This is a genomic window from Pantoea sp. GD03673 (assembly GCF_029844725.1).
Taxonomy (GTDB): domain Bacteria; phylum Pseudomonadota; class Gammaproteobacteria; order Enterobacterales; family Enterobacteriaceae; genus Pantoea.
The window spans coordinates 113,455-138,600 of sequence record NZ_JAOCKJ010000006.1; the positions used below are offsets into that span (position 1 = coordinate 113,455).

Here is a 25,146-nt window from a genome sequence, read left to right on the forward strand (position 1 = left end):
CTATTTTTCAACCCTGAAAAGGGGTGTTGTCAGGCACATAAATTAAGGCTGCGCATCATAGCACAGCCGGTTTTGTGAATTGTCGCGCAAATGTAAACACGTAAAACCTGGTCCGTCAGGCGTACAGTGTTGCAGCCAGTCTGGACGCGGACAGCGCGAAACAACCGGAGTACACGTCATACGTGAGGATGACCCGCTGTGCTCGCCCCTTCAGGGCCGCCCTGACGGGCCAGGCGGTTAGCGACCGCCGCGAATTAATCCCCCCAGACCACGCCGCTCCATAAAGGCCGAGACCAGATGGCGCACTTCGGTGGCAGTATGGGCATTCATCCCCTGCTCGCTGAGCTTCTGGACCTCCTCGTGATCCAGATGACGCAGCAGATACTTAACACGCGGTACGTTTTTACCGTTCATGCTGAGATGGTGATATCCCAGACCAACCAGCAGTGCCACGCACATCGGATCTCCGGCCATTTCACCACACAGGCACAATTCCAGATTGGCCAGACGGGCTTCCTTCGCAATCGCATTCAGCGCACGCAGCATCGCCGGATGCAGCGAGTCGTAAAGGTTAGCGACGCGGGTATTGTTGCGGTCCACCGCCAGCAGATACTGCGTCAGGTCGTTGGTGCCGACCGAGACAAAATCGACCCGTGACGCCAGATGCGGGATCATAAACAGCATCGACGGCACTTCAATCATAATGCCGATACGCGGCGCAGGAATCGCATAACCCAGCATCTCTTCCACTTCGCGTCCGGCACGATCGATCAGCTGTTTTGCATCGTCGATCTCATCGATATGACTGATCATCGGCAGCAGGATACTGAGGTTGCCGGAGGCAGCGTTGGCACGCAGCATTGCACGCACCTGCACCAGGAAAATTTCCGGCTGGTCGAGCGTCAGGCGAATGCCGCGCCAGCCCAGACAAGGGTTTTCCTCGCTGATCGGCATGTAGGGCAGCTGTTTATCTGCGCCCACATCCAGCGTTCGCAGCGTCACTGGCTTATTGTGGAACAGCTGCAACATGCCCTGATACTGTGCCACCTGCTCCTCTTCCGACGGAAAGCCGTTCTGCAGCATAAACGGGATTTCGGTGCGGTAGAGGCCGATACCATCAACCCAGCTACCCAGCGCCTGCTCATGTTCCGGGCTTAATCCGGCATTCAGCATCACCTGCACGCGTTCGCCACTTTTCAGCTCACCCGGCTGATCGACCACGCCCTCCGCCATTTTGCTCAGCGCGTTTTCTTCGCTGATCAGCCGCTGATACTCCTGCACCAGCACCGGCTCAGGATCGATCAGCAGCTCACCGCGATAGCCGTCAACGATCAGCAGGCGTTTGTTAAGCTGATGAGGCTGGATATCAGCGCCCATGACCGTCGGGATCCCCATGGCGCGGGTCAGAATCGCTGCATGGGAATTGGCTGCGCCGTCACGCACGACCACACCCGCCAGCCGCTCCTGCGGTAACTCCGCTAAAGTGGTGGCGGTCAGCTCATCGGCCACCAGCACAAAGCGTTCCGGCCAGGCATTGGTGCCAACCAGTGTGTCATCGAGGTGAAACAGCAGACGCTGGCCCAGCACCCGCAGATCCCCTGCACGTTCACGCAGGTAGTTGTCTGTCAGGCTGGCGAACTGTTCAGCAAACTTCTCGATCACCTGTTTCACCGCCCATTCCGCGACCGATCCGCGCTCGATCTCATCGAACAGATCTTTCTTCAGCCGGGCATCGGTTAACAGGTGTGAGTAGAGATCGAAGATCGCCGCGCTCTCTTTCTGTGCGCTGGCGCTGAAACGTTTGCTAAAGCGGCGGAATTCACTGGCGGCCTCACTCATGGCGAGCGACAGACGCTCTCGTTCGCGCTGAACATCCAGCGTCGAGGCGGCCGAGACCTGATCGAGCAGCGGTTGAGTTTCATCGACCCAACCCGGTGCCACTGCCACGCCAGGCGCTGCCGCAATGGCGCGCACCCGCGTCTGCCTGAACTGACCAAACAGCTGGCCCATCTGAGATTGCGACAGCAGGGCCGCCATCTGGGTAGCCAGCGTGACCAGAAAGGACTCTTCGCTTTCATCAAACTGGCGGTGTTCGCGCTGCTGCACCACCAGTACGCCAAGAAGCTGGCGACGGCTGATGATGGGCACGCCAAGGAAGGAACGATAGCGTTCCTCTTTCACTGCGGGGATATATTTAAAGCTGGGATGACTCTGGGCGTCAGCAAGGTTAATCGGTTCGGCCAGACGGCCCACTAAACCGACGATTCCCTCGTCAAACGCCAGCGTCACGGTGCGGCCACGCGGTTTTTTGAGTCCGCGCGTCGCCATCAGGTAATAGCAGCGACGATCGTGGTCGGCGAGATATACGGAACAGACTTCCGTATCCATCGCCAGACAGATCTCATTAACCAGGATGTCGAGTGCTTCATTGAGACGCGGCGCACTCGCCACTTTTTCTACAATTTCGCGCAACTGAGTGAGCATAAAGGGCGTGGCCTATCCTCTCTTACGTCGATGGGCAGGATTATTTCGCTGCCCCGCACTCTCCTGCATAGACATCACCACGCCAGCGAATTCCTTCATCACCCGACGATAGACATCGCGCTTGAAGGAGACAACCTGACGCACCGGATACCAGAAACTGACCCAGCGCCAGCCGTCAAACTCCGGCGTGCTGCTGTGCTGCACATTGATATCCGCGTCATTACACATTAACTGCAGAAGAAACCACTTTTGTTTCTGGCCGATACATACCGGCTTTGTGTCCCAACGCACCAAACGTTTTGGCAACTTGTAACGTAACCAGTTGCGGGTAGAGCCAAGTATTCGAACATCTTTCCGGTGTAAGCCGACCTCTTCAAACAGTTCGCGATACATCGCCTGTTCTGCGGTTTCACCGGGATTGATGCCTCCCTGAGGAAATTGCCAGGAGTGCTGTCCAAAGCGCCTGGCCCATAACACTTGTCCCTGCCGGTTACAGATTACGATACCAACATTCGGGCGGTAGCCATCATCATCGATCACCGGACTACCTCAAAGCAAAATTTGAATGGCCTGATTGTTTCACACTCCTTACAGGCGGTAAACCACTGGATTCATGGGGGGTAACGCCTGCAATAGCGGGATAACTCACAGAAAAGGGCAAAGTTATAAACAAAGACCGCAAAAAAGATCGATCTTATTCACCTTTTCTGTGGATAGCTTTGTGCAGAACGCGGGAGTTAACTGAATAACCCTTCCATTGCACGCTGATGACCGGAAAAGAGATAACCATTCATCTTCATGATTTTAAATAAAATTAACCCAGAATCACGCTTCTCAGCCTTTTTATAAACAGCGAATATTTTTACGGCCACTGACAATTGATTAAATTATCATCACCGCGCTTTTTATCCACAGATAATCGCTCAGGGTTAGGTCAGAGCGGTGAAATTATGGTCAAAAAGAGAAAAGTCAAGGCTGTAAATGGAACCAGTACCGCAGAGATAGGGGGGTTATCCCATTTTTCTGTGGATAACCCGGCTGGAGATCCTGTTCATTGTTGCGGGTAAGCTGGGATAACCCTGCCCTACTACAGATGACGCAGGGGCAATCCGCTAAAAAAAGCACGATCTATCATGTTATTATCGATCCCGGACGCCCTTTATTTTCGCGGGACAACTTACCCACCCGCATCTGTACCAATTTTAACCAGCGTGAGTTATCAACATGCGTTATCCGCCAGGACCACCCGAAGATGAAGCCAGCCTGCTGGCACGTGCGCAGGATTTAGCCGGATTAACCCTGGAGATGCTGGCCGCACGTGCCGGTCTGCCCATGCCTGCGGACCTTAAACGCGATAAAGGCTGGGTCGGTATGCTGCTGGAGTGGCACCTTGGGGCGAGCGCGGGCAGCAAAGCGGAACAGGATTTTGCCCATCTGGGTATCGAACTGAAAACCATCCCGATTGATGCCCAGGGCAAGCCGCTGGAAACCACCTTTGTCTGCGTCGCGCCACTGACCGGTAACAGCGGCGTGACATGGCTCACCAGCCATGTGCGTCACAAACTGGCCCGGGTGCTGTGGATCCCGGTTGAAGGCGGGCGTGAGATTCCCCTGCGGGAACGCCGTGTCGGTGCACCGCTGCTCTGGAGCCCGGATGCGGACGAAGAGGAGATGCTGCGTCAGGACTGGGAAGAGCTGATGGATATGATTGTGCTCGGACGCGTTGAGCAGATTACCGCACGGCATGGCGCCTGGCTGCAGATCCGGCCCAAAGCCGCCAACAGTAAAGCACTGACAGAGGGAATCGGCGACCAGGGCCAGCCAATCATGACCCTGCCACGCGGCTTTTACCTGAAGAAGAGCTTCACCGGCCCGCTGCTGGCACGCCATTTTCTTCTGTAAATCATTCACCCTGCGCGACCAGCATCGCAATTTTGTGGGAGATTGGCGAATTCAATGCGTATAATCGCCGTTTACTTTTCGTTTAGGATTGAATGCCGGTATGTTTGAGTGGATTTCCGATCCCAACGCCTGGCTGGCGCTGGGCACCCTGACCATCCTTGAGGTGGTGCTGGGTATTGATAACATCATTTTCCTGTCACTGGTGGTTGCTAAACTGCCAAAACATCAGCAAGCCAGTGCTCGCCGCATTGGTCTGATGGGCGCGATGCTGATGCGTCTTGGCCTGCTGGCCTCTATCGCATGGGTAGCCCGTCTGACTAACCCGCTGTTTACGTTAATGGACCACGCCTTCTCGGCACGCGATCTGATTCTGCTGTTTGGTGGACTGTTCCTGCTGTGGAAATCGAGCATGGAGATCCATGAAACGATTGAAGGCAGCGAAGGCGAGCACAATACCCGCGTTCATTCGTTCCTTGGCGCGATTGTGCAGATCATGATGCTCGACATTATTTTCAGCCTCGACTCGGTGATCACCGCCATCGGCCTTTCCGATCATCTGTTTATTATGATGGCGGCCGTGGTCATTGCTGTGCTGATGATGATGTTTGCGGCACGCGCTATTGGTGAGTTTGTTGAACGCCATCCGTCAGTAAAAATGCTGGCACTCTCCTTCCTGATTCTGGTCGGTTTTACCCTGATTCTGGAGAGTTTCGCGGTTCACGTACCAAAAGGTTACATTTATTTCGCTATGTTCTTCTCAATGGCGGTTGAGTGCCTTAACCTGATGCGTAGCAAGAAAAAGCACGCCTGAGAAAGTCAAGGGCGAGCCTGCTCGCCCGGTTATTTTCAGATTCCTACGATTAACCCTGCCGGCAAAACCATTTATTACTACACTTTTTGCACATAACGATTGGTGAGGATAAGGCGTGATGAAAGGGTGGGCAGGCGTAGCAATGGTGATGGTAACCGCCGCGTTCTTAAGTGGATGCAGTTCTGATTATGTCATGGCGACCAAAGATGGCCGGATGATCATGACCGAAGGCAAGCCGAGCATTGATAAAGAGACCGGCCTGGTGCAGTACACCGATCAGACCGGTCACGAGGTGCAGATTAACAGCGATGAGGTCTCTACGATCATTGAACGTTAAGTGCGCCATTTAATCCCCTGCCACCGATTCCACGCTGGCAGGTGATTTCCCCGACTTTTCCCCCTTCCTTCCCCGCCATTGCTCGCGCTATAGTCCCTGAGGACACAACATTCCATTCCATAAAAAAAGGAAGCTGGCAATGCACTATCATCGTATTCCCCACAGCACGCTGGAAGTGAGTCAGCTGGGGTTGGGCACTATGACGTTTGGCGAACAGAACAGCGAAGCCGACGCCCATGCTCAACTGGATTTGGCTATCCGTTCCGGCATCAACTTTATTGATACCGCCGAGATGTATCCGGTGCCACCGCGCCCGGAAACCCAGGGTCTGACCGAACAATACATTGGCAGCTGGCTGAAACAGCGCGGCAGCCGCGACAAAATCATTCTGGCCAGTAAAGTCGCGGGCCCTTCCCGTGGCAACGACGCGTCAATTCGTCCTGACATGGCGCTGGACCGTAAAAACATCCGCGCCGCACTTGATGCCAGCCTGAAACGCCTGAACACCGACTACCTTGATCTCTATCAGCTGCACTGGCCACAGCGCCAGACCAACTTTTTTGGCAAGCTTGGCTATCAGTACAGCGAGACCACCGCGCAGGTGACGCTGCTGGAGACGCTGGAGGCGCTGACCGAGCAGGTGCGTGCAGGCAAAATTCGTTATATCGGGGTGTCGAACGAAACCGCATGGGGCGTGATGCGCTACCTGCAGCTGGCGGAGAAGCATGAACTGCCGCGCATTGTCAGCATCCAGAATCCTTACAGCCTGCTGAACCGCAGCTTTGAAGTCGGTCTTGCCGAAATCAGCCAGCATGAAGGTGTAGAGCTGCTGGCCTATTCAAGCCTGGCGTTTGGTACGTTAAGCGGCAAGTATCTGAATGGCGCACAGCCTGCGGGCGCACGCAACACGCTGTTCAGCCGCTTTACCCGCTATAGCGGCGAGCAGTCGCAGAAGGCGATTGCCGAATATGTGGCGTTAGCGCAACAGCATCAGATCGACCCGTCGCAGATGGCGCTGGCCTATGTGCGTCAGCAGCCGTTTGTAGCCAGTACGCTGCTGGGTGCCACAACAACTGAGCAGTTGCAGATGAATATCGACAGCGTCAATCTGACCTTAAATGCAGAGATTCTGGAAGGTATTGAGGCGATCCACCGCCGTTACACTTATCCTGCGCCATAAGCGCCTTGTTGCCAGCTGCCGCGATGGCGGCTGGCATTTCACAGATCGCGATAGTAGAGCGTTACCGGCTTGTCGGGATACTCCAGCGCCTCTCCCTGCGGCAGCCAGCCATACCGTTCGTAGTACCCCCCAAACGTTGACCATAACCACAGCCGTGGATAGCCGCGTGCCTGTGCATAAGCAATCACATGCTGCTGCAGCGCCTCGCTGACGCCCTGGCCGCGCACCGACTCATCCACATAGAGCGCCGCCAGCCACGGAAAGAGATCCTGACGGCTGATCAGATCGCAGCGCCAGAATCCTGCCGTGCCGATTGCCCTGCCCGCCTCCACAGCAACAAACGTTACCGGAAAATCAGCGCCGGTCAGGCTGCTGTTTACCACGCTGGCGAAGAACGCCCGGCTGCTGGCTTCGCCAAACGCGCGCCACTGCCAGTCGATGATCTGATCGGCAAACTGCGGCACATCGCTGAGCGAGACAATCTCCATCACATGAATTCCTTAAGCGTCCGACGTTAAGATATCGCTGCACACTGCGCCAGGAAGCCGCCTCTGTGCTGACAGGCCGGTGTCACCTTTCGCGCAAGCCCGGTGCGTAAAACCGGCGGCACGCTGGCCGCCTGAGTGAGATGATTAGCCGATCTCCAGCGCCAGTAATGACGCAATGGTCTGCGCACGACGTATTTCGCGCGGCTGGCCCTGCTCAAACAGGACTTCCGGGATCAAGGGACGGCTGTTGTAGTTTGAGGACATAGAGGCCCCGTAAGCACCGGTGTCGTGGAACACCAGATAATCGCCTACCTGTGCCGCCGGCATTGCGCGTGGTTCGACCATGCCGCCCTCCAGCTGGGTGAAAACATCGCCCGATTCGCACAGCGGACCCGCGACAACCGTGTCGATGGTGTGCTGCGCATCAATCGCCCGATCATCGCCCGCCATCAGCGAGATATGGTGATAGCTGCCATACATTGAGGGGCGCATCAGGTCACTGAAACCGGCATCGACCAGCACGAAGTGACGGCTGCCCATCGACTTAACCGCCCGCACCTGTGAGACCAGAACGCCAGCTTCGGCAACCAGAAAACGGCCCGGTTCGATCTCCAGCTTAACCGCGTGACCCAGATGCTGAGCGATGCGCTGCCGTGCCGCGTCCCACAGGCCAAAATAGTGACCGGTATCGATCGCCTCTTCGCCGTAGCGGTAAGGAATTGAAAGCCCGCCGCCTGCGGAGATGGCTGTCAGATCCTGACCCGATGCCATCACCAGTCCGACCATCGCATCACAGACCTGCTGCAGATGCGCATAATCAACGCCTGAGCCGATGTGCATGTGAATGCCCACCAGCGTCAGGCCGTGCTGTTCAATCGCTGCCAGCGCGTCGGCTAAATCGCCGTGCCAGATACCGTGCTTGCTGTTTTCGCCGCCGGTGTTGGTTTTCTGGCTGTGGCCGTGACCGAAGCCAGGATTAACCCGCAGCCACACCGCGTGCCCCGGTGAAACCGCGCCAAGCTGATGCAGCATGTCAATTGAACCGGCGTTAACCGGCACCTTTAGCGCGGTAACACGCGCCAGCGTCGGCTGGTCAAACAGATCCGCAGTAAAAACGATGTCGTCACCGCCGGGCTGATAGCCAGCGGCCAGCGCACGTTCGATCTCGCCCAGCGATACCGAATCCACTTTCACCCCTGCGTCGCGCATCAGGCGCAGGATATGCACATTTGAGCAGGCTTTCTGTGCAAAGCGCACCACATCAAACGCCTGCAGCTGAGCAATACGCGCCTGAATAATCTGCGCATCATAAGCCCAGAATGGCCCGGCATAACGGCGTGCAAGTGGCAGCAGGTTAGCGGCGTTGAGGGCCGTTTCGGTACTCTGTAAAGAACGTGGCATAACAAGTCTCCTGTGGCGATAACTGCATTAAGCCAGAATCGTGTCATAGCGAAAAATATCTGTTTTAATAGCATCTATGCAGAATGGATATAGGAAAGCGGCGTGGCAAACATTAACTGGCGGCATATCGAGATTTTTCATGCGGTGATGACCAGCGGCAACCTGACTCAGGCCGCCACGCTGCTGCATACTTCCCAACCTACGGTAAGCCGGGAGCTGGCGCGACTGGAGCAGCAGCTGGGATTAGCGCTGTTTGGACGAGTACGCGGTCGCCTGCAACCGACCGTGCAGGGGTTACGCCTGTTTGAAGAGGTGCAGCGATCCTGGTACGGTCTGGATCGCATCATGGAAGCAGCGGAAGGCCTGCGTCAGTTCCGTCAGGGTGAGCTGTCGATCGCCTGTCTGCCGGTTTTTTCGCAGTCGCTGCTGCCACCGCTGTGCCAGCCCTTTTTACAGCGCTACCCCGATGTGAGCCTGAATGTAATTCCGCAGGAGTCGCCGCTGCTGGAGGAGTGGCTGTCAGCACAGCGCTATGACCTTGGCTTAACCGAAACCCAGCACGCCCCGGCCGGAACGGACCGCCTTGCTCTGCTGACCTGCAATGAAGTGTGCGTGTTGCCGCAGCAGCATCCGCTGAGTCAGCGTGACGTGCTGACGCCGCACGATTTTGCGGGCGAACAGTATGTGAGCCTGTCGCGCAACGACAGCTATCGTCAGCTGCTGGATGCGCTGTTCCAGGAGCAGGGCGTCGAACGGCGGCTGGTCATGGAGACGCACAGCGCAGCTTCGGTGTGCGCAATGGTGAGAGCGGGCGTGGGCATTTCGATTGTGAATCCGCTGACGGCGCTGGATTACGCCGACAGCGGTGTGGTGATGCGGACATTCAGCGTGGCGGTGCCGTTTACCGTCAGCCTGGTGAGGCCGCAGCACCGCCCTGCATCGGCGCTGGTCGATGCCTTTGTCAGCCATCTGCAACAGCAGGTGGCTGACTTTCCGGCACGTATCGCCGCCCGTCTGGCTTAAGCGCGAACCCTGGCGGCTGCGCGGCCCGATTTACGGAAGGTGATCAGGCAGATCAGCAGGCCGATGGCTGCCAGCGCAGCCGCCGCGACCGGTACTGTCGTCAGGCCAAATCCACGCCCGATAACCGCGCCGCCGACCCAGGCACCCAGCGCATTACCGACGTTAAACGCCGAAATGTTCAGGGTTGAAACCAGGTTTGGTGCCTCTTTACCGTGACGGACCACGTTAATTTGCAGGCCTGGCACCGTCGCAAAGGTCGCCATCGCCCACAGGAACAGGGTGATCTCCGCCAGCCACAGCGCATGACTGGTCCAGCTGAACAGCAGCGAAAAAATGGCGATCAGTGAGAAGCTGAGGATCAGGCTGAAAGAGACTTTCCAGTCGGCCAGTTTGCCGCCAAGAATATTCCCCACCGTCAGCCCTGCGCCAATCAGGAACAGCGTCCAGCTGACGCCCCGATCGCTGATGCCCGTCACCTCTAACAGCAGCGGCGCAATGTAGCTGAACAGCGCGAACATCGCCGCGGCAAAGAAGACCGTCATCAGCAGCGACAGCCAGAGTTTCCCGTTGGCCAGCGCACCGATTTCACTCGCCAGATGAACCGGCTTCTCCTCTTTATTGTTGGGCAGACTCACGATCAGGGCGATAAACGCCAGCACGCCAATGACCGCCACGCCCCAGAACGTGGCCCGCCAGCCAAACATCTGTCCGAAGCTGGTGCCCAGCGGAACGCCCAGCACATTCGCTAAGGTCAGCCCGGTAAACATGAGCGCCACAGCGGATGCCTGACGACCGGCAGGCACCAGGCTGGCAGCAACGACCGCGCCAATACCAAAGAATGCACCATGACAGAGCGCGGTAACGATTCGCGCCAGCATCAGCAGGTTATAGTTGTATGCCAGCGCACACAGCAGGTTGCCGACAATAAAGATCACCATCAGCAGAATCAGCGTTTTTTTGCGCGGCAGTCTGGCGGTGAGCAGCGCCATAATCGGCGCACCTATCGCCACCCCCAGCGCATAGCCACTGATTAGCCAGCCCGCCAACGGAATGGACACCTGAAGGTCACGCGCCACCTCCGGCAATAATCCCATGATGACAAACTCGGTGGTTCCGATGGCGAACGCACTCAACGCCAGCGCCAGTAATGCAACAGGCATAACACTCTCCCAGTCTTATTTGCAGGTGAACCGCGCAGACGCGCAGCCCTTCGACGCTTATTAAAATTTGATCTGCGTCACAGTGAGTATTACAGCACAGCGCCGGTTAGCCACCTAGCCTGTCGCGCGCAAAGGATTATTGCTGCTGCCGCAATAATCCTGCCCTCCTGATGCCATCCCTCCGCGTCAGACGGTCAGAGGCAGAGCCGTGCGGCGTCTGCCTGCACCGGGCCAGGTTGCCATTTCCTGTTAACCGATTACCCTTTTTTATATGTAACTCATTAATTATTTCGCAACGTTGCCGATATATCCCTAATCAATTGCCAGGTGTAGTTATCAACTTTTGACGCAGGGAGAGAGAATGCAGCGACTCATAGCCTTGATGGTCTTTGCCCTGACCGGCTGCTCCGTTGGTCATTATGAGTACAGTAAAGAAGCTGAAAAGCGGGTTGATATGACCGTGACCGGCATTCCGACCATACTGGGTATCGGCACGCTTGGCACCACTATCCCGCTGACGCCGGAATACAGCCTGACCGCCGCGCACGTAGCGAAGTTTTCGCTTTATCGGGTCAAAGCCTGGCATCCGCAGTGCGACCTGGCGGTGGTCTATCACAAAAACAGCGAAGCGAACCTGCCCCCCAGTTTCCGCAACAGCCATATCGGCGACCAGGTAAACCTTTACGGCTACAGCTTTATTTCGGCTATGCCGGTCAGTTCCAGCGGGCAGAACCTGATCAATACCACGCTGGCAAACAGCTGGAACAAGCCAGACTGCGTCGTGGTAGCGGCGAATGCGGGTGTGGTGAAGGGGATGTCGGGCGGCGCGGTTTATAACGCGTCAGACGATACGCTGGCAGGGGTGATTATCGGCTACAGCAATAACATCAATGACAATGCCAGCGGCAAGACACTTTATAAGAATGTTGCGCTCTATGTGCCCTATTCGCGGTTCCAGACCTGGCTGGATAATGCCCTGAAATCCTAAGGCTTTTTGTCAGGCAAGCCGGGATGGTTGCCCATAGGATGTTCGGGCGGATTCAGCCATCTGTCTTGACGGGTTGCTTCGTAATCCGGGTTAAGAGGATAAGTAATACGATTTTCTGGCTTGCGGGTCTCCCCCACCACCAGAAAGCGTGCTTCGCGATCGCTGTTATTGATGAAGGTGTGGCAAATGCCCGTCCCCGCCGGAAAGGCCACTGCATCGCCCGGCGATAGCGGGTAAAGCTCGCCGTTGATCCAGGCGTCAGGCTGACCTTCAAGCACAAAGATGAACTCTTCTTCCGCGCTCTCCGCATGGGGATAAGACAGGCGGCGTCCGGGCAAAAGCCTTTCATGATGAATACCAAGGCGGGTTAATCCCAGCAGCCGCCCCAGTGGCGCACCGATCGACATGCGCTCATCGCTGTCGTCATAATGTTCGTTATCCTCGCCTTCCAGCGCCTGCCAGTGGCGAATACAGTCGGGACGTTGCGTCATGATGATTGCTCCAGGTTAAGACCTTCAGCCTGGCAGAGGGAACGGCATGACTCAAGCATCACGCGGCGAACGGCAGACATAAAAAAGCCGGGATACCCCGGCCTTTTCTGAGAACAGTAAGACTTATTTGCTGCCTGGACGCAGTGCCGGGAACAGAATGACGTCACGGATGGTATGGCTGTTGGTAAACAGCATCACCATACGGTCGATACCGATGCCCAGACCTGCGGTTGGCGGCAGACCATGTTCCAGTGCGGTAACGTAGTCTTCGTCGTAGAACATCGCTTCGTCGTCACCCGCATCTTTGGCATTCACCTGCTGCAGGAAACGCTCAGCCTGATCTTCCGCATCGTTCAGCTCGGAGAAGCCGTTACCGATTTCACGACCGCCAATGAAGAACTCAAAGCGATCGGTGATTTCCGGGTTATCGTCGTTGCGACGGGCCAGCGGCGACACTTCTGCCGGGTATTCGGTAATGAAGGTCGGCTGAATCAGATTCGCCTCTGCCGTCTCTTCAAAGATTTCCGTTACGACGCGGCCCAGACCCCAGCTCTTCTCCACTTTGATGTGCAGAGATTGTGCAATCGCCACCGCTTTATCGAAGTCTTCCAGATCGGCCAGATCGGTTTCCGGGCGATACTTTTTGATGGCTTCGCGCATGGTCAGTTTTTCAAACGGCTTACCGAAATCAAACGTCTGCTCACCGTAAGGCACAACGGTGCTGCCCAGCACATCCTGCGCCAGTGTGCGGAACAGGCTTTCGGTCAGCTCGATCAGATCTTTGTAATCCGCATAAGCCATATAGAGTTCCATCATGGTGAACTCTGGGTTATGACGTGGCGAAATCCCTTCGTTACGGAAGTTACGGTTGATCTCGAACACGCGATCGAATCCGCCTACCACCAGACGCTTCAGATAAAGCTCTGGTGCAATACGCAGATACATGTCGATATCCAGCGCATTGTGATGGGTGATAAACGGACGCGCAGAGGCACCGCCCGGGATCACCTGCATCATCGGGGTTTCCACTTCCATAAAGTCGCGGCCCACCATGAACTGACGAATGCCAGCCATGATCTGCGAACGAATTCTGAAGGTGTTGCGTGACTCATCATTGGCGATGAGATCAAGGTAACGCTGACGATAACGGGTTTCCTGATCGGCAAGGCCGTGGAACTTGTCCGGCAGCGGGCGCAGCGCTTTGGTCAGCAGGCGCAGTTCAGAACAGTGAATCGACAGTTCGCCGGTTTTCGTTTTGAACAGTTTGCCACGTGCGCCAAGGATATCGCCGAGATCCCACTTTTTGAACTGCTCGTTGTAGATGCCTTCAGCCAGGTCGTCACGTGAGACGTAAAGCTGAATCCGGCCGCCTGTATCCTGCAGGGTCACGAAAGAGGCCTTACCCATGATACGGCGGGTCATCATGCGTCCGGCGACGCTGACTTCGATGCCGAGATCTTCAAGCTCTTCGTTGCTCTTCTCGCCATAGCGCTCATGCAGCTGGTTTGAGAGGCTGTCACGACGGAAATCGTTAGGAAACGCCACGCCATTTGCACGCAGCACGCTCAGCTTTTCGCGACGCGCTTTCAGTTCGTTATTTAACTCAACGGCGGCATCAGCGCTCTGCGGTTGTTGTTCAGACATGTCGGTTCCTTATAACCCTGCTTTTAAACTAGCTTCAATGAATCGATCCAGATCGCCGTCCAGCACCGCCTGGGTGTTACGCGTCTCTACGCCGGTGCGCAGATCTTTGATGCGGGCATCATCGAGAACGTAAGAACGGATCTGACTTCCCCAGCCGATGTCGGACTTGTTGTCCTCCAGCGCCTGTTTCTCAGCATTTTTCTTCTGCATCTCAAGCTCGTACAGCTTCGCTTTCATCTGCTTCATCGCCTGATCTTTGTTCTTGTGCTGAGAACGGTCATTCTGACACTGGGTGACGGTACCGGTTGGAATATGGGTAATACGAACCGCTGATTCCGTCCGGTTAACGTGCTGACCGCCCGCACCCGAAGCGCGATAAACGTCAATGCGCAGGTCGGCCGGGTTGATGTCGATATCAATATCGTCATCCACTTCCGGATAGATAAAGGCGGAGCTGAATGAGGTGTGACGACGACCGCCGGAGTCAAATGGGCTCTTACGCACCAGGCGATGCACGCCCGTTTCAGTGCGTAACCAGCCAAACGCGTAGTCGCCTGACACGCGAATGGTCACAGACTTGATGCCCGCGACTTCACCTTCAGACTCTTCGATAATTTCGGTTTTGAAGCCTTTGGCTTCAGCCCAACGCAGATACATACGCATCAGCATGCTGGCCCAGTCCTGCGCTTCGGTGCCGCCAGACCCCGCCTGCAGATCGATGTAGCAGTCGGCGCTGTCATATTCGCCAGAGAACATGCGGCGGAATTCCAGTTCGCCCAGCTTGCCCTCAAGCCCATCCAGCTCGGCAACGGCTTCGTTGAAGGTCTCTTCGTCTTCTGCTTCTACCGCCAGTTCAAGCAGACCCTGCACATCTTCAAGGCCCTGCGACATCTGTTCCAGCGTCTGCACGATGGCTTCCAGCGAGGAGCGCTCTTTGCCCAGCGCCTGAGCACGCTCAGGTTCATTCCAGACATCGGGCTGTTCCAGCTCGGCGTTTACTTCTTCGAGGCGTTCTTTCTTGGCATCGTAGTCAAAGATACCCCCGAAGAACGTCGCTGCGCTCACTGAGGTCCTGAATACGGTTTTTGACCGGGTTAATTTCAAACATGGCTTTAGCGTCTTTCTTATGTTCGATGGGACAGGAAAATTAACGCACAAGTTTACCCGAAACTGGCGGCAGTTTGTAGCGCTGAGACAGCGGGCGGATGCCCTGATGAGATGACACGGCGCATTTGCTTATCGGGCCGCGGCACCCTCCTCGCTTACCGCACGGTGAGCGAAAGCAGCAGGCGGGCTGACGCGCCGCTGTTGTGACCGCAGAAGCGCGCCCTGTTCACTCAGTTCAGTGGCCAGATATGATCGATGATCAGCTGCACCGAACGGTTGCCGCGATACTCGTTGATATCCAGCTTATACGCCAGTTCGACCTGACGAATGCTGCTGTCGGGCCAGAGGGTGGTATCGATATTAAAGGCGATACCGTCGATCAGCGGACCGCCATCCAGCGGCTCAACCATCACTTTCAGATGGCGCTCCCCCACCAGCCGTTGTTGCAGCAGCTTAAATTTGCCGTCAAACGCGGGTTCCGGGAACGCCTGGCCCCAGGGACCGGCTTCGCGCAGCGTCTCCGCGGTCTGCAGCGAAAACTCCTGCGGCTGCAGCGCGCCATCAGACCAGATGATGCCCTGCAGCGATTCGCCATCCAGCCACTCACCAATCAGATCGGCAAAGCGCTGGCGAAACTCCTCGTAGCGTGCGGTTTCCAGCGATAAACCCGCGGCCATGGCGTGACCGCCGAACTTCAGCATCAGGCCGGGATTCAGCGTGTCCAGTCGCTCCAGCGCATCACGCAGATGCAGCCCGGCAATCGAACGGCCCGAACCTTTCAGCGTCCCGTCGCCCGCTGGCGCAAAGGCAATGACCGGACGATGGAAGCGCTCTTTCAGACGTGAAGCGAGGATGCCCACCACGCCCTGATGCCATTCGGGATGATAGAAAGCCAGACCCAGCGGCAGATCGCGCTGCTCGCGCTCCAGCGCCTGACACAGCGCCAGCGCTTCGCTCTGCATGCCCTGCTCTATCTCTTTTCGCGTCTGATTCAGCGCGTCCAGTTCACTGGCTAACATGCGTGCCTGGCTGAGATCGTCTGTCATTAACAGCGCCACGCCCACCGACATATCGTCGAGACGGCCCGCGGCGTTAAGCCGGGGACCCAGTGCAAAACCCAGGTCGCTGGCGGCCAGCTGACGCGCATCGCGATTCGCTATCTCCAGCAGCGCCCGGATGCCTGGCCGGCATTTTCCGGCCCGGATGCGGCTGAGCCCCTGCCACACCAGAATGCGGTTGTTAACGTCGAGCGGCACCACATCGGCTACCGTGCCAAGCGCCACCAGATCGAGCATCTCCGCCAGATTCGGTTCAGTACGGGTCGCGCCAAACCACCCCTGCGTGCGCAAATGGGCACGCAGCGCCAGCATCAGATAGAACGCAACGCCAACGCCTGCCAGCGCGCGTGAGGGAAAGTTGCAGTCTGGCAGGTTGGGGTTAACGATCGCGTCAGCGGCCGGTAAGGTCTCGCCCGGCAGGTGATGGTCGGTAATCAGCACCGGAATACCGTGCTGATGCGCGCACGCTACCCCGGCATGCGAAGAGATGCCGTTATCGACCGTCAGGATCATCGCGGCACCCCGCGCACGCGCCTGCTCCACCACTTCCGGACTGAGGCCATAACCATCTTCAAAGCGGTTAGGCACCAGATACTGCACGTTGCCGCCACCCATGCTGCGCAGCGCCATGACCGTCAGTGCGGTACTGGTCGCGCCATCGGCATCAAAGTCGCCCACCACCATAATGCGACGCCCGTCCAGCAGCGCCTGGTGCAGCAGCGCTACTGCACTCTCAATCCCGCTCAGGGACTGATACGGCAGCAGGTTTTTCGCACCGCGCTCCAGCTCAGCGGCGTCGCACACGCCGCGTTGCAGGTAGAGTCGTTTCAGCAGCGGCGGCAGCGTCGCCGGAAGCGCATCGTCAACCGTCACCTCACGACGACGGAGTTCCACATCCTGTTTTACCACCGATTACCCACCACGCTTCTGATTGTCCAGCACCTGCTTCAGCTCCTGCGGCGACTGATAACCCGGGATCATCATGCCGGTATCGGTCAGCATCGCGGGTGTGCCCTGAATGCCGAACAGCACACCAAGTTTGTAGTGCTGAGCAATATCGATTTTGCAGCTGTCCGGGGCGGCCATCTTCGGCGCATTGCCTTTCATCGCCTCATCAAAGGCTTTATTGCGGTCAGCGCTGCACCAGATCGCTTTCATGGCCGGTTCAATCTGACCCTTCAGCCCTTCACGCGGAAACGCCAGGTAGCGCACGGTAATGCCGAGCGCATTATAGTCAGCCATCTGCTCGTGCAGCTTGTGGCAATAGCCACAGGTGATGTCGGTGAAGACCGTAATCACATGCTGCTCTTTCGGCGCTTTATAGACGATCATCTCCGGCACCAGCGCCTCGACTTTTTTGTCCAGCAGCTGATTGGTCACGTTGACCGGCTGTGTGCCACTGACGTCGTAAAGCGGCCCCTGGATCATATGTTTGCCATCGTCAGTCACGTAAAGCACACCGCTTTCAGACAGCACGGTTTTAAACCCTGGCAGCGGTGACGGGCTGATCTCCGTCTGGTTCAGACCGAGCTTTTTAAGTGATTGCTGAATGGCGCTGTCATCGGCCTGAGCCAGACCGGAAAAGGCGCTGGCTAACAGAGCCAGCAGGGCAAAATGCTTGTTCATTTTTATCCTTATGGCCGCGAATCAGGCTCGCGGATGGTGTTGTTGATGTAACTGACGCAGGCGCTCGGTGGCCACATGCGTATAAATCTGGGTGGTGGAAAGATCGCTGTGTCCCAGCAGCATCTGTACGACACGCAAATCGGCACCGTGGTTCAGCAGATGGGTCGCAAAGGCATGGCGCATCACATGCGGCGATAACTTTTCGCTGTCGATGCCCGCCAGCGTGGCGTAGTGCTTGATGCGATGCCAGAAGGTCTGGCGCGTCATCTGCTGCGCCCGATTACTGGGAAACATCACGTCCAGCGTCTGTCCGTTAAGCAGCCACGGGCGACCATGTTCCATATATTGCTCCAGCCAGTAAACTGCTTCTTCACCTAAAGGCACCAGCCGCTCCTTATCACCTTTACCGATGACCCGGACCACGCCCTGACGCAGGCTGATGTCGCTAAGCGTCAGACCAATCAGTTCGGAGACGCGCAGACCGGTGGCGTAAAGCAGCTCCAGCATCGCTTTGTCGCGCAACTCCAGCGGAATAGCGATATCCGGTGCCTGCAACAGCCGCTCGACCTGTGCCTCACTGAGATCTTTTGGCAAACGCTGCGGCAGTTTGGGGGCTGACAGCAGCGCGCTGGGATCGTCCGCACGCAGCTTTTCGCGGTAAAGATACTGAAACAGGCGGCGCATGGCGCTAAGCAGCCGCGCTGAGCTGGTCGCCTTGTAGCCGCCCTCCAGCCGTTCGGCCAGGAACTGCTGCAGATCCAGTGGCGTCACGCTGAGCAGCGTCAGCTGGTGATGCGCCAGCCAGCCGGTCAGCGTCTGAAGATCCTGACGATAGGAGGAGAGAGTGTTCTGCGCCAGATTGCGTTCAATCCAGAGCGCATCAAGAAACTGTTCTGTCAGTTCGCTGTCCTGCACGTTATCTCCGCCGTCTGGTGTAAAATCATGCTCATTATGCCTGATTCAGCAGCGCTTCTGGTACAATTGCGCCAAAGTCAGTATTTACAGAGTGTTATCTGCATGAAAATCGGTCTTTTTTACGGTTCCAGTACCTGTTACACCGAAATCGTAGCGGAGAAAATTCGCGATTTTATTGGCGAAGAGTTAGTGACGCTGCATAACGTCAAAGATGACGACCCGCGCCTGATGGAGCAGTACGATTTGCTGATCATGGGCATCCCGACCTGGGATTTCGGTGAGTTGCAGGAGGACTGGGAAGCTATCTGGACGCAGTTGCCCGCGCTGAATCTGCAAAACAGGATTGTCGCGCTCTATGGCATGGGCGATCAGATTGGCTATGGCGAGTGGTTTTTAGATGCGCTCGGCATGCTGCATGATTTGCTGCAGCCGATGGGTGTTCGTTTTGTCGGTTACTGGCCGCTTGAAGGCTATACGTTCACCAGTCCGAAACCGCTGACTGCTGATGGCGCACAGTTTGTGGGTCTGGCGCTGGATGATGTTAATCAGTTCGAAGTTACCGATGAGCGCGTTGAGCAGTGGTGCGAGCAGGTGTTAACCGAAACCGCTGCACTGCTCTGATCGGCCAAAGGTGAGCGCCTGCCGTTGTTGCACCGGAGCACGCGCCGCTGAACGGCAGTTATCGCACTTGCCTGCCTGCGGGCTTTTAATGTCGCGCTTTGCTGAAGCAGCAGGCGCGTAACGCCCGCCATTCGCCAGGCTGCATATTGTCCCGCATCAGCCACCAGCGCAGCACAGCCCCCTGTTCGCTTTTCGCTACCAGCAGCACGCCAGCCGGTAACCAGCGTAGCGGCTGAACAGGCCGCCAGCGTTTTCCCTGCCAGATCCAGCAATGTACGCTTTCCCGCTGTAACGGGCCGTGCCGCTGAATCAATCGCCGGCAACACCGCCAGCCCTCGGCCAGCAACAGCAGAATAATCGGCCCTCTGATCAGCCAGCCGCCTGCAGGCAGCGCCATCAGCACAACCCCCGTGATGGCGGCCACCAGCCAGGCGCACAGACATCCGCACGCCAGGCGAGAGGGCCGCAGCTTACATTGCCACCGGGCCGCGATCATGATTACGCTGCTGGATCAGACTCACCATCCGCTTAAATTCTGGATCGGCTGGCTCACCGTGATTCATCAGCCAGTTAAACAGGTCAGGATCGTCACTCTTCAGAAGGGCAACAAAGACCTGCTTATCGGTGTCGCTCAGCGTGTCATACTCAAATTTGAAGAACGGCATAATAGCCACATCCAGTTCCAGCATGCCGCGACGGCAGGCCCACTGAATTCGTGATTTATCATTAATATCCATGCATCAATTTCCACCATTCACAACGTGGCCGCTAGTGTAACCTGGTTTCCTGCGGCTCGCAGGCGCAGCATCGCAGGCTGTGCAACCTGCCACATTTCAGCGCATCTGTTTTCAGGGTTATCACGCCTTTTGTGCGCCGTTTTCCGTAAACAGGTTGCATTGCCAGTCGGCTCTTTTAACATTGAAGACAATGTTCCGGATGAACCTTCTTAAACAGGATATCTCCATGCCCACTTTTACTTTACCGCCGCGCCAGCCTGCCGCGTCGTCTCGTCTGCCGTTAACCCTGATGTCACTGGACAGCTGGGCGCTGGTTTCCGTTACCGGTGCCGACAGCACCGCTTACCTGCAGGGTCAGTTAACCCTGGATGTTGCGGCACTGGATGCAGACCACCATTCGCCCGCCGCCCACTGCGATGCCAAAGGCAAAATGTGGAGCAACCTGCGCCTGTTCCATCGCGGCGAAGGCTACGCCTATCTGATCCGCCGTGAACTGCGCGACACCCAGCTGACCGAGTTAAAGAAGTATGCCGTGTTTTCGAAAGTGACGATGGCCGCTGACGAGGCGTCCGTGCTACTGGGCGTCGCCGGTTTTCAGGCGCGTGCGGCGCTGGCCGGTCTGTTTGACAGCCTGCCCGACAGCGAGAAGCCGGTAGTGCAGCAGGGAGACACCACGCTACTGTGGTTTGCCCATCCCGCCGAACGTTTTCTGATTGCCACCTCGCAGGCACAGGCTGAGACGCTGAAGCAGAAACTCAACGATGATGCGCAGTTCAATGACAGTCAGCAGTGGCTGGCGCTGGATATTGAAGCGGGGATTCCGGTTATCGATCCCGCCACCAGCGTGCAGTTTATTCCGCAGGCCACCAACCTGCAGGCGCTGGATGCAATCAGCTTTAAAAAGGGCTGCTATGCCGGTCAGGAGATGGTCGCCAGAGCGAAATATCGTGGTGCCAATAAACGCGCACTCTACTGGCTGGCGGGTCAGGCAAGCCATCTTCCCGAGGCCAATGCCCCGCTGGAATTGCAGATGGGTGACCGCTGGCGTCGTACCGGCAGCGTGCTGGCTGCGGTGCAGTTAGATGACGGCCTCAGCTGGATTCAGGTGGTGCTGAATAACGATCTGGAGCCGGACAGCGTGCTGCGGGTTGAAGGTGACGAAGGCGGACATCTGACCATTCAGCCGCTGCCCTACTCACTGGATGAGAGCTGATTAAGCCACATGGCCCTTCTGTTCAGGGAAGGGCCCGTGCTGCACTTCAGATCAGCGCACATAAAAGTAAATCGCGCAGAAGTGACAGAGACTGCCGCCCAGCACGAATCCATGCCAGATAGCGTGGTTAAAGGGAATGCGGCGCGCCACATAGAAAATGACCCCCAGCGAATAGACAATCCCGCCTGCGGCAAGTAACCAGATGCAGCCCGGCGGCAGGATCATCGCCAGCTGATAAACCACAATCAGCGACAGCCAGCCCATGCAGAGATAGGTCACCAGCGACAGCGCTTTAAAGCGATGCGCAATAGTGAGTTTGAAAAGAATGCCTGCCAGTGCCAGCCCCCAGATCACCGCCATTAATCCATACGCCAGCGGCGTTCTCAGACCGACCAGCAGAAACGGCGTATAGGTACCGGCAATCAGCAGATAGATGGCACAGTGATCCAGCTTTTTCAGCCAGGGTCTGGCCGGGCCATCCGGGATGGCATGATAGAGCGTTGAGGCAAGAAACAGCAGGATCATGCTGCCGCCATAGAGGCTGTAACTGATAACGGTGAGGGTATCTGCCTGACTCTCCATTGCCTGATTGAGCATCAGCACCAGTCCGACGATGCCGAACAGGCACCCCAGACCGTGACTGATACTGTTAGCAATTTCTTCAGCAAACACATAGCCCGCTGCGTGTTGAGGCTTTTGAGAAAGTGTGGTGGTCATAACAGGTTCCTGAACAGCTGATAGCAGTAATGACTGCTATCCAGCGTAGCCAACAATTTTTTCAGTGTACACGTGTACGCTAAAATAATCTGATAGATTTCGCTCTCCGTTAAACCGGATGATGAATCTGGTAAACTGACCGCCGGTCAACTGTTCAATGAGTACTCCATGTTTTCGCATCGCGATCTCGCCCGCCTTAACGATCTGGAAATGCAGGTCTATCAGTTCATCATTAAGCACCGTGAAGGCGTCAGCTACATGACGATCCGCGAACTGGCTGAGCAGGCGGGTGTCTCCACCACTACCGTGCTGCGTTTCTGCCGCAAGATGGACTGCCAGGGCTGGTCGGAATTCCGCATCCGCCTTCGCTTAAGCGAACAACAGAGTGCGCCGCTGCTTAATACGGCAGGCGTCAGCGAGATGCTGAGCTTTTTTAAGAGTATTAATAACCCGGAGTTTGAACAGCTCATCACGCAGGCCGCGCAAAAAATTAATCAGGCTGAGCGGGTCTTCTTTATTGGCGTCGGCACCTCCGGCAGCCTGGCAAAATATGGCGCACGTTTTTTCTCTAACCTTGGGAAATTCAGCCACGCCATTGACGATCCCTATTATCCGGTCAGCCCTGATCTGTATGAAAATGCCGTGGCTATCATTTTATCGGTCTCCGGTGAAACGGAAGAGATCCTGCGCATTGCCAGCCAGTTCAGCCTGAATAAGTGCAAAATCATTGCAATCACCAACACGGAGAGCTGTTCACTGGCGAAAATTGGTGATTTCACGCTGTGCTATCACGTACCGATTATCCGTATGGCGGACAATTCAGATATTACGACTCAGGTGCCGGTCACCTATATAATTGAAGCGATTGGCCGCCAGCTGGGGAAATAAAACAGCCTGTTTTTCAGATGTAACAAACGCAATTATTCGCATGCTGTTATATCGTGACTTTCATTATTGCCTTGCTACACTCAGCTCAATTTCAATATCCGTAATGGGGTGAAGCATGAGTGCAGAATGGCAGTTACCTGAAGGCTTTCTTTGGGGCGGCGCGGTAGCAGCACATCAGGTTGAAGGCGGCTGGGATCAGGGCGGCAAAGGCGTCAGCATTGCTGATGTGCTGACCGGCGGTTCACATGGCGTTGACCGGGTGATCACCGACGGCGTGCAGCCCGGCCATTTCTATCCAAACCACAAAGGCGTGGAGTTTTACTCCCACTACAAACAGGATGTCGCGCTGTTTGCCGAGATGGGCTTCAAATGCTTCCGCACCTCCATTGCATGGACCCGCATCTTCCCCAACGGGGATGAGCAGCAGCCCAACGAAGCGGGCCTGCAATTCTATGACGACCTGTTTGATGAACTGCTGAAGTATGGCATTGAACCGGTCATCACCCTTTCGCACTTTGAAATGCCTTATCACCTGGTTAAAGAGTATGGCGGCTGGCACAACCGTAAAGTGGTCGACTTCTTTGTGCGCTTCAGCGAAGTGGTGCTGAACCGCTATAAAAACAAAGTGAAATACTGGATGACCTTTAACGAGATCAACAACCAGCGCAACTGGCAGTATCCGCTGTTTGGTTACTGCTGTTCAGGCGTAATCTTCACTGATCACGAGAAGCCTGAAGAAGCAATGTATCAGGTCATGCACCATCAGTTTGTTGCCAGCGCAAAAGTGGTGAAACTCGGCCACGACATCAACCCGGACTTTCAGATTGGCTGCATGATCGCCATGGTGCCGGTCTACCCGTTCTCCTGCCATCCGGACGATGTGGTGCTGGCGCAGGAATCGATGCATCAGCGCTATGTGTTCAGCGACGTGCAGATGCGCGGTGCCTACCCGGCCTATACCCTGAAAGAGTGGGCGCGCAAAGGGTATGACATTCAGATGGACGCTGACGATGCTGAAACACTGCGCCAGGGCTGCGCCGACTATGTCGGTTTCAGCTACTACATGAGCAACGCCGTGAAGACGGATGCCAGCGGCGTTGATGATCCCATCACCGGCTTCGAAGGGGTGGTGAAAAACCCACATGTGAAAGCATCAGACTGGGGCTGGCAGATTGATCCGGTTGGCCTGCGTTACGCCCTGAACGAACTCTATGAGCGTTATCAGAAACCGCTGTTTATCGTGGAAAACGGCTTTGGTGCTATCGATAAGCCCAACGCTGACGGCGTGATTGAAGATGATTACCGCATCGACTACCTGCGTGCGCACATCGAAGAGATGAAGAAAGCCGTGGCGTATGATGGTGTCGAATTAATGGGTTATACGCCATGGGGCTGCCTGGATTGCGTATCGTTCACCACCGGCCAGTACGATAAGCGTTACGGTTTTATTCATGTGAATAAAAACGATGATGGCAGCGGCGATTTTTCCCGTGCGAAGAAAAAGAGTTTTAACTGGTATCAGCAGGTTATCGCCAGCAACGGTGTAAACCTGTAATTCGCAACGCCGCCTTCGCGACGACGTTAATTAACGCCCACCGGCAGCGTCAATGATGCTGCCGGTGACGTAAGAGGCCGCGTCGCTGGCCAGCCACACGATCGCTTCTGCCACCTCTTCTGCCACACCGCCACGCCCCATCGGAATCACGCTGGCCAGCCTGTCTACCCGGCCTGGCTCTCCGCCATCGGCATGCATCTCTGTATAGATGAACCCAGGCCGAACGCCGTTGACCCGAATCCCCTGCTGCGCCACTTCCAGCGACAATCCCCTGGTCAGCGTGTCCATCGCGCCTTTTGAGGCCGCATAATCAACATATTCGCCGGGCGCACCGGTACGGGACGCCGCCGACGAGACGTTAACAATCGCGCCGCCCTGGCCGCCGTGATGGGTGCCCATCCGCTTAACCGCCTCACGACAGCAGAGAAAGGTTCCGATAACGTTGGTGGCAAAAACCTTTTGCAGTCGCGCCGCATCCAGTTGCTCGGTGCGACACTGCTGAAACAGAATCCCGGCGTTGTTCACCAGCAACGCCAGCGGCATGGATTGCTGGTCAAGCTGCGCAAACATCGCCATCACCTGCGCTTCATCACTGATATCCGCCTGAACCGCAACGGCCTCACCGCCCTGCTGCTGGATTTGCGCCACAAGCTGTAGCGCTTCCGCCTCACGCTGACGATAGTTCACCGCAACCCGATACCCCCGCGCTGCCAGCAACAGCGATGTGGCCCGTCCTATACCGCGACTGCCGCCCGTAACCAGTGCCAGTTTCATGCTGTTTCTCCCGTAAAAAAGGGCCG

General features: G+C 56.4%; 25 protein-coding genes. 10 read left to right on the forward strand and 15 right to left on the reverse strand.

What is annotated here, in order from left to right; genetic code table 11:
• Positions 1 to 237: 237 nt before the first annotated feature.
• Together ptsP and rppH are read right to left on the reverse strand one after the other, a co-directional pair.
• On the reverse strand, positions 238 to 2,484 hold the full coding sequence (ptsP, locus tag N5J69_RS12980) for a phosphoenolpyruvate--protein phosphotransferase (RefSeq protein WP_279770819.1): 2,247 nt from the start codon (positions 2,482 to 2,484) through the stop codon (positions 238 to 240).
• 12 nt (positions 2,485 to 2,496) lie between these two features.
• Positions 2,497 to 3,024 carry an RNA pyrophosphohydrolase gene (gene rppH / locus N5J69_RS12985; protein WP_279770821.1) on the reverse strand — a complete coding sequence of 176 codons (528 nt, stop codon included), beginning with the start codon at positions 3,022 to 3,024 and terminating at the stop codon, positions 2,497 to 2,499.
• Between the two features lie 684 nt (positions 3,025 to 3,708).
• Here rppH and mutH point away from each other — a divergent pair.
• From mutH to N5J69_RS13005, 4 genes are all read left to right on the forward strand, one after another.
• The gene (mutH, locus tag N5J69_RS12990) at positions 3,709 to 4,386 is read left to right on the forward strand and encodes a DNA mismatch repair endonuclease MutH (protein ID WP_279770822.1); all 678 of its coding nucleotides are present in this window, start codon (positions 3,709 to 3,711) and stop codon (positions 4,384 to 4,386) included.
• A gap of 100 nt (positions 4,387 to 4,486) precedes the next feature.
• Complete coding sequence (locus N5J69_RS12995; RefSeq protein WP_003853954.1) at positions 4,487 to 5,197, forward strand: TerC family protein; 711 nt, start codon at positions 4,487 to 4,489, stop codon at positions 5,195 to 5,197.
• 118 nt (positions 5,198 to 5,315) lie between these two features.
• Positions 5,316 to 5,534: a YgdI/YgdR family lipoprotein gene (locus tag N5J69_RS13000; RefSeq protein ID WP_150014112.1), complete on the forward strand. Its 219-nt coding sequence runs from the start codon at positions 5,316 to 5,318 to the stop codon at positions 5,532 to 5,534.
• 139 nt (positions 5,535 to 5,673) lie between these two features.
• Positions 5,674 to 6,714, forward strand: a complete 1,041-nt coding sequence (locus N5J69_RS13005) for an NADP(H)-dependent aldo-keto reductase (RefSeq protein WP_279770826.1) — start codon at positions 5,674 to 5,676, stop codon at positions 6,712 to 6,714.
• Positions 6,715 to 6,752: 38 nt separating this feature from the next.
• Here N5J69_RS13005 and N5J69_RS13010 read toward each other — a convergent pair whose 3' ends face one another.
• Both N5J69_RS13010 and lysA read right to left on the reverse strand, forming a co-directional pair.
• Complete coding sequence (locus N5J69_RS13010; RefSeq protein WP_279770828.1) at positions 6,753 to 7,205, reverse strand: GNAT family N-acetyltransferase; 453 nt, start codon at positions 7,203 to 7,205, stop codon at positions 6,753 to 6,755.
• 141 nt (positions 7,206 to 7,346) lie between these two features.
• Positions 7,347 to 8,603, reverse strand: coding sequence for a diaminopimelate decarboxylase (gene lysA / locus N5J69_RS13015; protein WP_279770830.1), 1,257 nt, complete (start codon positions 8,601 to 8,603; stop codon positions 7,347 to 7,349).
• Positions 8,604 to 8,705: 102 nt separating this feature from the next.
• Between lysA and N5J69_RS13020 the strand changes: the two genes are divergently transcribed.
• Positions 8,706 to 9,626 carry a LysR family transcriptional regulator gene (locus N5J69_RS13020; RefSeq protein ID WP_279770832.1) on the forward strand — a complete coding sequence of 307 codons (921 nt, stop codon included), beginning with the start codon at positions 8,706 to 8,708 and terminating at the stop codon, positions 9,624 to 9,626.
• Here the strand turns inward: N5J69_RS13020 and N5J69_RS13025 are convergent.
• Entirely contained in the window at positions 9,623 to 10,786 is a 1,164-nt protein-coding gene (locus N5J69_RS13025) for an MFS transporter (protein ID WP_279770834.1), read from the reverse strand. The genes N5J69_RS13020 and N5J69_RS13025 overlap by 4 nt on opposite strands.
• Positions 10,787 to 11,147: 361 nt before the next feature.
• Here N5J69_RS13025 and N5J69_RS13030 point away from each other — a divergent pair, with 361 nt between their 5' ends.
• Complete coding sequence (locus N5J69_RS13030) at positions 11,148 to 11,774, forward strand: serine protease (RefSeq protein WP_279770835.1); 627 nt, start codon at positions 11,148 to 11,150, stop codon at positions 11,772 to 11,774.
• Here the strand turns inward: N5J69_RS13030 and N5J69_RS13035 are convergent.
• The 6 genes from N5J69_RS13035 to xerD all read right to left on the reverse strand — a co-directional run bounded on the left by N5J69_RS13035 (position 11,771) and on the right by xerD (position 18,615).
• The gene (locus N5J69_RS13035; RefSeq protein WP_279770838.1) at positions 11,771 to 12,265 is read right to left on the reverse strand and encodes a cupin domain-containing protein; all 495 of its coding nucleotides are present in this window, start codon (positions 12,263 to 12,265) and stop codon (positions 11,771 to 11,773) included. The two genes, N5J69_RS13030 and N5J69_RS13035, sit on opposite strands and share 4 nt — an antisense overlap.
• 123 nt (positions 12,266 to 12,388) lie before the next feature.
• Positions 12,389 to 13,909, reverse strand: coding sequence for a lysine--tRNA ligase (gene lysS / locus N5J69_RS13040; RefSeq protein WP_279770841.1), 1,521 nt, complete (start codon positions 13,907 to 13,909; stop codon positions 12,389 to 12,391).
• Between the two features lie 9 nt (positions 13,910 to 13,918).
• Positions 13,919 to 15,017 (reverse strand): peptide chain release factor 2 gene (gene prfB, locus N5J69_RS13045; protein ID WP_279770843.1). Its coding sequence is split into 2 segments (ribosomal slippage): positions 13,919 to 14,941 and positions 14,943 to 15,017, totalling 1,098 coding nucleotides; the frame shifts between segments, so codons are not numbered across the junction.
• A 229-nt stretch (positions 15,018 to 15,246) separates the two neighbouring features.
• Positions 15,247 to 16,983 carry a single-stranded-DNA-specific exonuclease RecJ gene (gene recJ / locus N5J69_RS13050; RefSeq protein ID WP_279770846.1) on the reverse strand — a complete coding sequence of 579 codons (1,737 nt, stop codon included), beginning with the start codon at positions 16,981 to 16,983 and terminating at the stop codon, positions 15,247 to 15,249.
• 3 nt (positions 16,984 to 16,986) lie between these two features.
• Positions 16,987 to 17,700: a bifunctional protein-disulfide isomerase/oxidoreductase DsbC gene (gene dsbC / locus N5J69_RS13055; RefSeq protein ID WP_279770848.1), complete on the reverse strand. Its 714-nt coding sequence runs from the start codon at positions 17,698 to 17,700 to the stop codon at positions 16,987 to 16,989.
• 21 nt (positions 17,701 to 17,721) lie between these two features.
• Entirely contained in the window at positions 17,722 to 18,615 is an 894-nt protein-coding gene (gene xerD, locus N5J69_RS13060) for a site-specific tyrosine recombinase XerD (protein WP_279770849.1), read from the reverse strand.
• A gap of 102 nt (positions 18,616 to 18,717) precedes the next feature.
• Between xerD and fldB the strand changes: the two genes are divergently transcribed.
• Entirely contained in the window at positions 18,718 to 19,236 is a 519-nt protein-coding gene (fldB, locus tag N5J69_RS13065) for a flavodoxin FldB (RefSeq protein WP_279770850.1), read from the forward strand.
• 85 nt (positions 19,237 to 19,321) lie between these two features.
• Here the strand turns inward: fldB and N5J69_RS13070 are convergent, their stop codons facing one another.
• On the reverse strand, positions 19,322 to 19,732 hold the full coding sequence (locus tag N5J69_RS13070; RefSeq protein WP_279770851.1) for a protein YgfX: 411 nt from the start codon (positions 19,730 to 19,732) through the stop codon (positions 19,322 to 19,324).
• Positions 19,707 to 19,973, reverse strand: coding sequence for an FAD assembly factor SdhE (sdhE, locus tag N5J69_RS13075; RefSeq protein ID WP_279770852.1), 267 nt, complete (start codon positions 19,971 to 19,973; stop codon positions 19,707 to 19,709). The genes N5J69_RS13070 and sdhE overlap by 26 nt, the downstream gene beginning before the upstream one ends.
• A gap of 226 nt (positions 19,974 to 20,199) precedes the next feature.
• Between sdhE and ygfZ the strand changes: the two genes are divergently transcribed.
• Entirely contained in the window at positions 20,200 to 21,186 is a 987-nt protein-coding gene (ygfZ, locus tag N5J69_RS13080; RefSeq protein ID WP_279770854.1) for a tRNA-modifying protein YgfZ, read from the forward strand.
• Positions 21,187 to 21,237: 51 nt separating this feature from the next.
• Here the strand turns inward: ygfZ and N5J69_RS13085 are convergent, their stop codons facing one another.
• Entirely contained in the window at positions 21,238 to 21,903 is a 666-nt protein-coding gene (locus N5J69_RS13085; protein WP_279770857.1) for a hemolysin III family protein, read from the reverse strand.
• Between the two features lie 168 nt (positions 21,904 to 22,071).
• On the opposite strand from N5J69_RS13085, the gene N5J69_RS13090 reads away from it, so the two are divergent.
• Together N5J69_RS13090 and N5J69_RS13095 are read left to right on the forward strand one after the other, a co-directional pair.
• Entirely contained in the window at positions 22,072 to 22,791 is a 720-nt protein-coding gene (locus tag N5J69_RS13090; protein ID WP_279770859.1) for a MurR/RpiR family transcriptional regulator, read from the forward strand.
• A 115-nt stretch (positions 22,792 to 22,906) separates the two neighbouring features.
• Positions 22,907 to 24,346: a 6-phospho-beta-glucosidase gene (locus tag N5J69_RS13095; protein WP_279770861.1), complete on the forward strand. Its 1,440-nt coding sequence runs from the start codon at positions 22,907 to 22,909 to the stop codon at positions 24,344 to 24,346.
• Between the two features lie 30 nt (positions 24,347 to 24,376).
• On the opposite strand, the gene N5J69_RS13100 is transcribed toward N5J69_RS13095, so the two are convergent.
• Positions 24,377 to 25,120: an SDR family oxidoreductase gene (locus N5J69_RS13100; protein ID WP_279770863.1), complete on the reverse strand. Its 744-nt coding sequence runs from the start codon at positions 25,118 to 25,120 to the stop codon at positions 24,377 to 24,379.
• Between the last annotated feature and the right edge of the window lie 26 nt (positions 25,121 to 25,146).

Bases quoted from the DNA above. Each gene is read 5' to 3' on its own strand.
- sdhE (WP_279770852.1), bottom strand. From the start codon at position 19,973: ATGGATATTAATGATAAATCACGAATTCAGTGGGCCTGCCGTCGCGGC.
- dsbC (WP_279770848.1), bottom strand. From the start codon at position 17,700: ATGAACAAGCATTTTGCCCTGCTGGCTCTGTTAGCCAGCGCCTTTTCC.
- N5J69_RS12995 (WP_003853954.1), top strand. From the start codon at position 4,487: ATGTTTGAGTGGATTTCCGATCCCAACGCCTGGCTGGCGCTGGGCACC.
- N5J69_RS13025 (WP_279770834.1), bottom strand. From the start codon at position 10,786: ATGCCTGTTGCATTACTGGCGCTGGCGTTGAGTGCGTTCGCCATCGGA.
- N5J69_RS13095 (WP_279770861.1), top strand. From the start codon at position 22,907: ATGAGTGCAGAATGGCAGTTACCTGAAGGCTTTCTTTGGGGCGGCGCG.
- N5J69_RS13070 (WP_279770851.1), bottom strand. From the start codon at position 19,732: ATGATCGCGGCCCGGTGGCAATGTAAGCTGCGGCCCTCTCGCCTGGCG.
- N5J69_RS13005 (WP_279770826.1), top strand. From the start codon at position 5,674: ATGCACTATCATCGTATTCCCCACAGCACGCTGGAAGTGAGTCAGCTG.
- N5J69_RS13100 (WP_279770863.1), bottom strand. From the start codon at position 25,120: ATGAAACTGGCACTGGTTACGGGCGGCAGTCGCGGTATAGGACGGGCC.
- lysS (WP_279770841.1), bottom strand. From the start codon at position 13,909: ATGTCTGAACAACAACCGCAGAGCGCTGATGCCGCCGTTGAGTTAAAT.
- mutH (WP_279770822.1), top strand. From the start codon at position 3,709: ATGCGTTATCCGCCAGGACCACCCGAAGATGAAGCCAGCCTGCTGGCA.
- N5J69_RS13000 (WP_150014112.1), top strand. From the start codon at position 5,316: ATGAAAGGGTGGGCAGGCGTAGCAATGGTGATGGTAACCGCCGCGTTC.
- ptsP (WP_279770819.1), bottom strand. From the start codon at position 2,484: ATGCTCACTCAGTTGCGCGAAATTGTAGAAAAAGTGGCGAGTGCGCCG.
- lysA (WP_279770830.1), bottom strand. From the start codon at position 8,603: ATGCCACGTTCTTTACAGAGTACCGAAACGGCCCTCAACGCCGCTAAC.
- N5J69_RS13090 (WP_279770859.1), top strand. From the start codon at position 22,072: ATGTTTTCGCATCGCGATCTCGCCCGCCTTAACGATCTGGAAATGCAG.
- N5J69_RS13035 (WP_279770838.1), bottom strand. From the start codon at position 12,265: ATGACGCAACGTCCCGACTGTATTCGCCACTGGCAGGCGCTGGAAGGC.
- fldB (WP_279770850.1), top strand. From the start codon at position 18,718: ATGAAAATCGGTCTTTTTTACGGTTCCAGTACCTGTTACACCGAAATC.
- ygfZ (WP_279770854.1), top strand. From the start codon at position 20,200: ATGCCCACTTTTACTTTACCGCCGCGCCAGCCTGCCGCGTCGTCTCGT.
- N5J69_RS13030 (WP_279770835.1), top strand. From the start codon at position 11,148: ATGCAGCGACTCATAGCCTTGATGGTCTTTGCCCTGACCGGCTGCTCC.
- N5J69_RS13085 (WP_279770857.1), bottom strand. From the start codon at position 21,903: ATGACCACCACACTTTCTCAAAAGCCTCAACACGCAGCGGGCTATGTG.